The organism is Aquiluna sp. (assembly GCF_965064355.1).
Window position 1 is genome coordinate 1 of the sequence record NZ_CBCHRQ010000053.1, and the last position, 10,015, is coordinate 10,015.

The 10,015-nt window shown below is 53.3% G+C and carries 9 protein-coding genes and 1 tRNA gene; 4 read left to right on the forward strand and 6 right to left on the reverse strand.

The features are described 5' to 3' along the window. The first annotated feature begins 206 nt into the window (after positions 1-206). A complete protein-coding gene (locus tag AC128V_RS05335; protein WP_482763646.1) occupies positions 207-1,511 on the forward strand; it encodes a hemolysin family protein in 1,305 nt (434 codons plus the stop codon). Then, positions 1,504-2,541, forward strand: coding sequence for a hemolysin family protein (locus AC128V_RS05340; RefSeq protein WP_482763647.1), 1,038 nt, complete (start codon positions 1,504-1,506; stop codon positions 2,539-2,541). The genes AC128V_RS05335 and AC128V_RS05340 overlap by 8 nt, the downstream gene beginning before the upstream one ends. Here the strand turns inward: AC128V_RS05340 and AC128V_RS05345 are convergent. The 5 genes from AC128V_RS05345 to AC128V_RS05365 form a co-directional block, all read right to left on the reverse strand. Continuing rightward, entirely contained in the window at positions 2,531-3,607 is a 1,077-nt protein-coding gene (locus tag AC128V_RS05345) for an NADH:flavin oxidoreductase/NADH oxidase (RefSeq protein ID WP_482763648.1), read from the reverse strand. The two genes, AC128V_RS05340 and AC128V_RS05345, sit on opposite strands and share 11 nt — an antisense overlap. After that, the gene (locus tag AC128V_RS05350) at positions 3,604-4,767 is read right to left on the reverse strand and encodes an MFS transporter (protein ID WP_482763649.1); all 1,164 of its coding nucleotides are present in this window, start codon (positions 4,765-4,767) and stop codon (positions 3,604-3,606) included. Before AC128V_RS05350 ends, AC128V_RS05345 begins: the two co-directional genes overlap by 4 nt. A gap of 9 nt (positions 4,768-4,776) precedes the next feature. After that, positions 4,777-5,982: a homoserine O-acetyltransferase MetX gene (gene metX / locus AC128V_RS05355; protein ID WP_482763650.1), complete on the reverse strand. Its 1,206-nt coding sequence runs from the start codon at positions 5,980-5,982 to the stop codon at positions 4,777-4,779. Then, positions 5,982-7,277, reverse strand: coding sequence for a bifunctional o-acetylhomoserine/o-acetylserine sulfhydrylase (locus tag AC128V_RS05360; protein WP_482763651.1), 1,296 nt, complete (start codon positions 7,275-7,277; stop codon positions 5,982-5,984). The genes metX and AC128V_RS05360 overlap by 1 nt, the downstream gene beginning before the upstream one ends. Positions 7,278-7,364: 87 nt before the next feature. After that, positions 7,365-8,561, reverse strand: coding sequence for a M20 metallopeptidase family protein (locus AC128V_RS05365; RefSeq protein WP_482763652.1), 1,197 nt, complete (start codon positions 8,559-8,561; stop codon positions 7,365-7,367). Between the two features lie 51 nt (positions 8,562-8,612). On the opposite strand from AC128V_RS05365, the gene AC128V_RS05370 reads away from it, so the two are divergent. Both AC128V_RS05370 and AC128V_RS05375 read left to right on the forward strand, forming a co-directional pair. After that, positions 8,613-9,266 (forward strand): uracil-DNA glycosylase, encoded by a 654-nt coding sequence (locus AC128V_RS05370; RefSeq protein ID WP_482763653.1) that lies wholly within the window; start codon positions 8,613-8,615, stop codon positions 9,264-9,266. 3 nt (positions 9,267-9,269) lie between these two features. Continuing rightward, complete coding sequence (locus AC128V_RS05375; RefSeq protein WP_482763654.1) at positions 9,270-9,839, forward strand: GNAT family N-acetyltransferase; 570 nt, start codon at positions 9,270-9,272, stop codon at positions 9,837-9,839. A gap of 64 nt (positions 9,840-9,903) precedes the next feature. Here the strand turns inward: AC128V_RS05375 and AC128V_RS05380 are convergent. Continuing rightward, a tRNA-Leu gene (locus AC128V_RS05380) sits at positions 9,904-9,985 on the reverse strand. Positions 9,986-10,015: the final 30 nt, after the last annotated feature.

Below are 10,015 nucleotides of genomic sequence, written 5' to 3' on the forward strand. Positions count from 1 at the left end.
GGGTTTTCGAGCCATTGGCCGTACATTTCTGCAACTAGCCATTCGTTTGCGCCAAAATCTGCTTCGGATGAGTGATTGTCGGTTGACGACAAGGGTGCCCCTTTGAACGAATCCTTTTAAACCGCTTCCCAGTCTACCCGAGCGGAAGGCTATAGTGTTTCTAGAATATGGAGCCCAGTAAACGCAGCGAAAGCCAGGATCGGTAGATGTCCGATTACCTGCTGTTAGCCGTCGGCGTTCTCCTCACAATCGGCACCGGACTGTTTGTAGCAAGCGAATTTTCCCTAATAAGCGTTGAGCGAATTGAACTAGAAAAACTGCGCGACTCGGGCAAAAAAGGCCTAGATCTTCCGATCAGAGCCGTTATCAAGACTTCAACCCACCTATCCGCCGCCCAGCTGGGTATCACGCTTACCACTCTGCTCACTGGCTTTGTGGCAGAGCCTGCACTCACCAGGCTTTTGGGCCCTTGGCTTTTGGATATGGGTCTTAGGGAAGACCTGCTGCAACCAATTGGTGTTGCCATCGCAATGACCATTGCCACCATCTTTAGCTTTCTAATCGGTGAGCTGGTGCCAAAGAACATGGCGCTTAGTGAACCGGTAAAGATTTTGAAGTTGGTGGTTGGTTTCCAAGTCGCCTTTACTTGGACATTCGGTCCACTTATTCACCTGATGAATTCCAACGGAAACTGGTTGGTTCGTCGCTTTGGCATTGAGCCCAAGGAGGAGCTTTCCTCGGCGCGCGGCCCAGAGGAGCTAGCTTCTCTGATTCGAAGGAGTGCGCACCTTGGATCTTTGGAGCAAGACACCGCAGAACTTATAGAAAAGACCATCGCGCTTTCCTCGCTAAACGCGAACGACGTGATGACCCCAAGACCAAAGATGTTCTCGCTGGCGCGGGAAGAATCGGCCGCAGATCTAATTGAGCTTGCTCGCAACACTGGACACTCCCGCTTCCCGGTAGCCGGTGAAGATGAAGACGACATTGTCGGTGTGGTTCACCTAAAACGTGCCATCACGATTCCGCTGGAGCGCAGGGCTCAGGTTCCAGTAGGCGCACTGATGGTTGAGCCACTCAGGGTTCCGGAAACCATGCCGCTTGATGCCTTGATTTTGCAGCTTCGCGGCAAGGGCCTGCAATTTGGCGTAGTCATTGACGAGTACGGTGGCACCGCCGGCATCGTGACACTTGAGGACGCGATCGAAGAGCTGGTTGGTGATCTTGATGATGAGCACGATACAGCTCGAAGTTCGGTAACTAAGTTCTCGGATGGATCGCTTGCTTTCTCGGGACTCTTGCGACCGGCAGAACTTAGAGAGCACGGTCTGTTAATTGCCGAGGATGAGGATTACGACACCGTATCGGGCTTCATGATGAGCGAACTGGAAAAGATTCCAGTAACCGGTGACCAGGTCAAGATCCCCTCTGGCTTCCTAACCGTTACTCGCATGGACGGTCGACGAGTCGATCGAGTGAGATTCGAACCAATCGAGGTGGAAGATGAATAGCGATCTTCAGGGCCTGATTTGGTTGGTTGTGCTGCTGGCAGCAAATGCATTCTTCGTGGGTAGCGAATTTGCGGTGATTTCAGCACGCCGCGCTCAGATTGAGCCGAAGGCAGATGCCGGCAATGCAGCTGCAAAAATTACCCTGCGCGCAATGGAGAAGGTCTCTCTGATGCTCGCTACAGCGCAGCTGGGTATCACCGTTTCTTCGCTTTTGATTTTGTTGATTGCAGAGCCTTCAATCCACCACCTAATGGAAGTGCCGCTCAAGGCAGCTGGTGTTTCTTATGAGCTGACCTCGGTGATTTCATTCACCACGGCACTGGTTTTGGTTACCTATTTGCACGTTGTGCTGGGCGAAATGCTTCCGAAGAACATCGCGATTGCTATCCCGGATAAAGCTGCTTTGGTGCTGGCTCCGATGCTTTACTTTGTGGCAAAGCTGGTCAGCCCGATCGTTTTGACCCTGAACGCAGTTTCCAATTTGATTTTGAGAATGTTCCGATTCACCCCGCGCGATGAGGCAGATAACGCCTACACCTTGGAAGAGGTGGAAGGAATCGTGAATGAGTCGGCCCGTCACGGCACTCTGGAAGATGACTCCGGCACAATCTTGAAGGCCTTTGAGTTCACCGAAAAGAAGGTTTTGGATGTCGCGGTCTCGGTTGACCAGCTAATTACCTTGAGCACCGATTCGACTGCAAAGGACCTGCAGCTAGCAGTGGGCGAGCACGGCTTCTCTCGCTATCCGGTACTGGGCACCTCCGGTGACATCGTTGGCTACTGGCACATCAAGGATGCACTTGCAGCCAACGAAGAAGATATGGCGCAAAGACTTCCTGCCAAGCGGCTGCGCCCGATGATTTCGATTTCAGAGACCGCAGAGCTTGAGGATGCACTTGCTCAGATGAGACGCTCGGGTGCTCACATCGCGCGCAGTTTTGCATCCGATGGAACCATAGTCGGCTGCCTATTCCTCGAGGACATTATTGAGGAGCTAGTAGGCGAGATCGAGGACTCGACTAGGCGTTAGGCCACTTGCCGCGTTCGTACTGAACCGGCCAGCTAATCTCATCACCAAGTTCGTGGGCAGCTCGGAGACCTAGGAACGGATCGCGCAAGAACTCGCGTGCAACCATGATTACATCTACCTCGCCGCGCTGAAGAATCTCTTCTGCCTGGCTCGCGCTGGTGATCTGCCCAACGGCAGCAACATTACTTCCGGTTGCACCGTGGACAGATTCGGCAAGATCTACCTGGTAGCCCGGACCGGTCGGGATCTTTACCCCGGTGACAATTCCGCCGGATGAAATATCAAAAAGATCCACACCGACTTCACTTGCCCATTTCGCAACCTGATTGGTTTGCTGTTGGTCCCAGCCGCCATCGACATAGTCGGTTGCGCTAAAGCGAATCATCAGCGGCACGCTCTCGCCGATTGCAGCGCGCACCTTCTCAGACACCTCAAGCAAAAACCTTGCCCGGTTTTCCAATGAGCCACCGTATTGGTCGTTTCGCTTATTGCTCAAAGGGCTCAGAAACTGGTGCAGTAGGTAACCGTGAGCAGCGTGGATCTCCAGGGCATCGAAGCCGGCATCTACTGCCTTCACGGCAGCCTTAGCAAAATCATTTACCAAGCCAGGAATCTCTGCGGTCTCAAGCATGCGCGGAGCTGCATATCCGGTGAAGGCTTCATCGGTTGCCGAGTAGCTTTGCCAGCCCCCCTGATCAAGCGGCACTGAACCTGAGCCAGACTGCATGCGATAGGTGCTGGCTTTTCTACCGGCGTGAGCAAGTTGAATCGCGGTAGCAGAACCTTGCTCGTGAATGAACTTAGTCACCTTGGCCCAGGCCGCAACCTGCTCGTTAGACCAAATCCCGGGACACCATGGGGTAATGCGGCCTTCGGCGTTCACGCCCGATGCCTCTGCCATGACCAAGCCTGCGCCACCAAGAGCCCTCGCACCTAGGTGAACCAGGTGGAAATCGCCAACCACACCGTCACGGTCCTCGCAGGAGTACATGCACATTGGAGAGACCCACAACCTGTTCTTTACCGTCAGGTTGCGGATTTGGATCGGGCTAAAAAGTTTGCTCATTTTGGAAGTTTCTGCAGTTGTGAATATGAAATCACGATAAAGATACCGAGCACTGAGCCCCACCCGATTGCAACTTCAAGCGGTAGCGAGTGAGTCAAAAGACCAATAATTGATGGTCCTGCCAGTCCACCGACATAAGTAATTCCAGCAACCTTGGCCATGTTTCTTCCGGAGTGGGAGGCCTCACCAATTTCGCCAGACGAGGCAATCAGCTGCGGCACAACCCCTGAGATGCCAATACCCAAAAGTAACCAGAATAAAAGCGATACTTCAAAACTTGGAGCGATAGCCTGCAGGCCAATCGCAACTGCGCTAAAGAGTGCTCCCCAGCGAATCACGAATCCTCGACCACGCTGCTCCACGATTCGGTCTATAAAGATTCGACCCAGAATCATGCCGATGTTAAAAGCGGCAAGACCCCAAGCTGCCAGAGCAACCGATACGTTTTGAATGTCTTTCAAATAGAGTGCTGACCAGTCCTGGGCAACGCCCTCGATGATTGCACCGGAGGCTGCCATAAGACCAGCTAGCACCACAAAACCAAGCACCCTGCGATTCGACTTGCCGGCAGCCTTGTTGGCCACCTTGTTCTCGCTGTTTGCAACTGGTTCATCCGGCAATAGCCAGTTCGCCATAAAAAATCCAATGATCGACAGCAGCGCTCCATAAATTGGCAAGGTCTGGGATTGCACAAATCCAGCCGAAATGGTTACAAAGCCAATACCAGCACCCAAGAGGCCACCGACCGACCAAAAGAGGTGGAAGAAAGTGAAAATCGCCTTTTTATTGGCCTTTTCAACCTGCAGTGCTGAGGCATTCACTGTGACGTCAAGACCGGCAAGACCCAAGCCCAGCGCCATGATCGCTAGCCCAAGCATCCAGGGGGAGGTCGAGAATGCCGGACCCAAAAGCGACAACCCAACTGCAACACCACCAATGCGGGTCGAAGTCTTTGCTCCAACGTGGTCGATCATCCAACCCGATAACTGCATGGCTCCAAAGCCACCGATACCGGAGAGCATTAGGAGAAAACCGAGGGTTGAGTAGTCAATGCCAACGGTTTCTTGGATTAGCGGGATGTGCACTGCCCAGAGAGCAAGTGCCGATCCGCAGGATACAAAAAAGAAGGAAACGGCAATTTTCGAGCGCAGTAAATTCACACTCATAGCCTAGAGGGCTAGTAGACCCGCAAGTCTTTGTCCGACTTCCTCAATTTCAATCAAGAAGCCATCGTGACCATATTCGCTTTGGATAACCTGCAGCTCGCCACCGTAAAGCTCGCCGGAGATGTGCTTCGCGATTAGTTCCTGACCAGCAATGGGAAACAATCGGTCAGAGTCAATGCCCAAAACCAAGGTCGGGCAGCTGATCTTTTGCAGCGCCCACTCAACCGATTCACGTCCCCGTCCGACATCGTGTGAGTTCATGGCAGAAACCAAACTGATGTAGCTGTTGGCATCAAAGCGCCGCACGAACTTATTGCCGTGGAAATCCAAGTAGCTCTCAACCGCATACTTACCATTTTCGGTAAGCGGGCTCACCTTGGACTGCCAACTGCGGCCGAAGCGTTCGTTTAGTTCCTCCGGGGAGCGGTAGTTCAAAAGTGCCATGCGCCTGGCGAGCGCCAGCCCCTTGTGGGGCCCAAATCCTGGCTTAGCTCCGTAGTAATTGCCATCGGCAAAGTTGCTATCTGAACGAATCGCCTCCAGCTGCACGGTATTCAGTGCAATTTGGTCGGCAGTGGAATAAGGCGGAGCGGCCAAGATCGCCAAACGCCCAGTCACCTCAGGGTTCTCGATGACCATCTCTAGCGCGTGCATGCCCGCCATCGAGCCGCCAACAATTGCGAACCACTTCTCAATTTCGAGCTGGGCGGCAAGTTCGACAAAAGCGTTTGCTTGATCGCGAATAGTTAGCTGCGGGAAGTTCGAGCCATATTCATTGCCGCGACTGTTTAGTGAGGATGGCCCGGTTGAACCTTGGCAGCCACCAAGTACGTTTGGGGTGATCACAAAATACCGATCGGTATCGATAGCAAGCCCTGGCCCGATTACACCGTTCCACCAACCGGCGGTTGGATGCTCCTTGGAAGAATTTCCGACCGTGTGACTGTCTCCGGTGAGTGCATGCAAGACCAGAATGGCATTTGAATGATCTGGATTTAGTTCGCCCCAGCTTTCAAATGCCAATCGAGCTTGATTGAGTACTGCTCCGGATTCCAAAGCAAGATCAAATGATGATGTGAACTTGCGATCTCCAAGCGGGTCACCGGCCAACCATGCTCCGGTTGCCGGAGGCCTTCCGACCAGCTGACGACGCTGCTCTTCGGAAATGAATTCCGAAGGAGCAGAGTCTTCAGAGATCTGAAAGTCCATTATTTTGCCTTGGCAAAACCCTTCTGTAGGTCTGCAATTAGGTCTTCGTAAGTTTCTAGACCGATTGATAGACGAACCAAACCAGGGGTCACGCCGGTGGTGGCAAGATCCTGCTCACTCAGCTGAGAGTGAGTGGTCGATGCTGGGTGGATAACCAAGGAGCGAACATCACCGATGTTTGCTACGTGGCTAAACAGCTCTAGAGCATCTACGAACTTGATACCGGCTTCAACGCCGCCCACGATTTCGAAGGACACAATGGCACCAGCACCCTTTGGTGCGTAGTGCTGCTGAGCCTTGTTGTATGGCGAGGAAGCAAGACCCGCGTAGTTCACGCTCTTCACCTGCGGGTGCTGCTCAAGCCACTGGGCCACCTTGCTGGCGTTGGAAACGTGACGCTCCATGCGAAGGCTTAGGGTTTCGATTCCCTGAATCAGCGAGAACGCGGTGTCAGGAGAAACTGCAGCACCAATGTCGCGAAGCAGCTGAACGCGTGCCTTGATGATGTAGGCAATGCCATCGCCCAGTGCCTGGGTGTAAACCACGCCGTGGTAGCTAGGGTCTGGCTCGGTGAGTCCCGGGAACTTGTCAGACTTTGACCACTCGAACTTGCCACCGTCAACGATTGCACCGGCAACCACGGTTCCGTGGCCGGCGAGGAACTTGGTTGCGGAGTGAACCACGATGTCAGCACCGTGCTCCAAAGGCTTGATCAAAAACGGAGTTGCAACGGTGTTGTCCACGATCAGCGGGACACCGTTTTTGTGCGCAACATCGGCAACCTTGCGAATGTCCAGAATCGAAACCCTTGGGTTTCCGATGGTCTCTGCAAAGAATAGCTTGGTGTTTGGGCGAACCGCTGCCTGCCACTCGTTCTCATCGTCCTGGTTCTCAACGAAGGTGACCTCGATGCCCAGCTTTGCCAAGGTGTATTTGAACAAGTTGTAGGTACCACCGTACAAAGTCGATGATGAGACGATGTGGTCTCCGGCGTGGGCGATGTTCAACACCGCGAAAGTCTCAGCTGCCTGGCCAGATGCCAATAGCAAAGCCGCGGTGCCGCCCTCAAGAGCCGCAATGCGCTTTTCAGCAACGTCCTGGGTTGGGTTCATGATGCGGGTGTAGATGTTGCCGAATTCCGCTAGACCAAACAGGCTGCGAGCGTGCTCTGCCGAATTGAAGGTGTAAGCGGTGGTCTTGTAGATCGGAACCGCGCGAGCGTTGGTGGTTGGATCTGGTGCTGCACCAGCGTGGATCTGAGTGGTTTCAAATCCCCATGAAGTTGAATCTGACATCGTGTAATCCTTAGGTTTTTTGGTTGGTAGACAAACTATGGATGATTGCACGACGCTGGGCAACTAATTGCGTAACGAGAAGTAACTTTACCCTAGGTGGTCAAAGGCCAAGCCTGCCAAAATGCTGGCGCAGAGCGGCAATACCGAGTCGTCAAACATTGCCTTGGCGCTGTGGTTAGTGGATGCAGTCTCGTGGTTGATATCAGGCGGGCAAGCACCGACAAAGACGAATGCTCCCGGGACCTCGTGCACGATTGATGCAAAGTCTTCGCCACCTGCCATCGGGGCTTGCAGCCGGATGTAGCCCTGCTCTCCAACCAGCGCCTTGGAAACTTTCTCGACGCGGGCAACGGCAGCTGGGTCATTCATAAGCACCTTGGTTGCTCTGCCAAATTCCACGGTTGCGGTTAGTCCAAATCCTTCCGCGATGGAGTGAATCAATTTTGGAGCAAGTTCGTGCAGTAGCGCGGTGCTCTTCTGAGAGAAGGTTCTCACCGTGGCACCAAAGCTTGCACTATCGGCAATCACATTGGTTGTTGCATCGTCTCCGGCACGAATCCAACCGACATTGAGGATTACCGGGTCAAACTGGTCGAAGCGCTTATTCAGCATGTTCTGCAGCGCAGAGATAGCTTCAATCATTGGGGTAACAGGATCTTTAGATAGCCAAGGCATAGAGCCGTGACCGCCACGTCCTTGGAAGGTTACGTGTAGATCGCCGGCGCTCGCCATAAGTGGTCCGGGCTTACAGGCAATAGCCCCAATTGGCATAGCCGTGAAAACGTGTAGGCCATAGGCAGCAATTGGACGCTCGCCGCTGAGCTCCAAAAAGCCCTCTTCGATCATTACATCGGCACCGTGGTGGCCCTCTTCACCAGGCTGGAACCAAATCACGACGGTTCCTGAGAGCTCTGCTTTGTGGGTGGCTATTAGGTGCGCTGCGCCTACGGCTGCGGCCATGTGCAAATCGTGGCCACAGGCATGCATAAAGCCGTTGGTGGATGCAAAATCTAAACCGGTCTCTTCTTTGACTGAAAGAGCGTCCATGTCAGCGCGCAACAAAATGGTTGGACCTGGCTTGCCGCCTTTGATTACCAAGCCAATGGAGTTGAGATCTTTGCCGAGGTGGATATCTCCAAGCCCTTGAATTGACTCCAGGATGCGGGCCTGAGACTTTGGGAGGTTTAGCCCGAACTCTGGGATCTGGTGCAAATCCCGTCTGATTTGAGTAAGGGTCTTAGCGTAGGTTGCGGCCTCGTGCAAAAGCTCGACAGGACTTGGCATCATTGCTCCTTTTTGTTAGCGATACCATCATGGCACTTTTACTATGGAGGAATGTTCGCAAAGCAACTTCATCCAATCTGGCGAGAAATTCTTGCCGACCAGTTGGAGCTGCTTGCAGAAATTGAAGCTCGGGTGAACGCGGATGCACTGAGCATTCCAAATACCGAGAACATCCTTCGGGCCTTCAAATTGCCGCCTCAGGACTACCGAGTATTGATTGTTGGCCAAGATCCATACCCAAATCCAGACCACGCAATCGGTTTGAGCTTCGCAGTTCCCGAAGGCACCAAACCATTGCCACCGACTTTGAGCAACATCTTCAAGGAATTGCGCAGCGACATGGGGGAGCAGTATGTAAAAACCGGCGATATCTCGCCGTGGGCCAATCGCGGTGTAATGCTGTTGAATCGGCACCTCACCACCCAGGCCAATAACACCGCCGGTCACCTTGATCTTGGTTGGGCGCAGTTCACCACGACTGCGGTTATGCGCCTGCAGGAAGCTTTGGGCTCGAAACTGGTCGCAATTTTGTGGGGCCAGCGAGCCAGCGAGTTACTGCCGGTATTAAATCAGGCAACCGTCATCTCCTCTGCGCACCCATCGCCGCTATCTAGCTATCGTGGCTTTTTTGGATCTCGACCGTTTTCTCGATGTAACACAGCGCTTTTAGAGTTGGGTCTTAGCCCAATCGATTGGAGTGCTTAGGTGGTGGATTCCGAAACCCGCTGGCGGATGGTGCGCAGGCAAAAGTTGCGCGGTGTCGAACCTGAGCGAGCAGTGAGTATTCGCGATGCTAGGTCCGAAGACCTTCCAGCGATCAAGGACCTCTACAACTACTTCATTCGCAATACGGTGGTCACCTTCGACGATAGGCCCCTCGATCTTTCCTACTGGCAGCAAAAGCACGAGCTAATAGCTAAATTCGAATTACCATTTCTAGTCTTAGTTCGAGGCGATATCGAAGTAATTGGATTTGCGTTCGTTGCCCCTTGGCGTCAGCGAAGTGGTTATCTGAAAATTGTCGAGAACTCGATCTATCTCTCAGCTCCGGCAACCGGCAAGCGGTTGGGCACGATGTTGCTGACAGAACTGATTGTTCGCTGCAAAGCTGCCGACGTTAAAGAGGTGATTGCCGTGATTGCGGATCGCGGAGCTGACGCTTCAATCAGACTGCACACCAAGCTCGGCTTCAAAGAACAGGGGCACCTGGCCAAGGTGGGGACCAGATTTGGAAAACCTATTGGCAGTTTCTTACTCTCGCTCAATCTGCGACGCTGAGCGCTTCTCTAGATAGGTCTATCAAAGAGAAAAACCCCGAGAGTAATCTCAGGGTTTTTTCTTGTGCGGGTGAAGGGACTTGAACCCCCACGCCTCTCGGCGCCAGAACCTAAATCTGGTGCGTCTGCCAATTTCGCCACACCCGCATAGAACTGAGATAGCTTAGCGGATTTTTA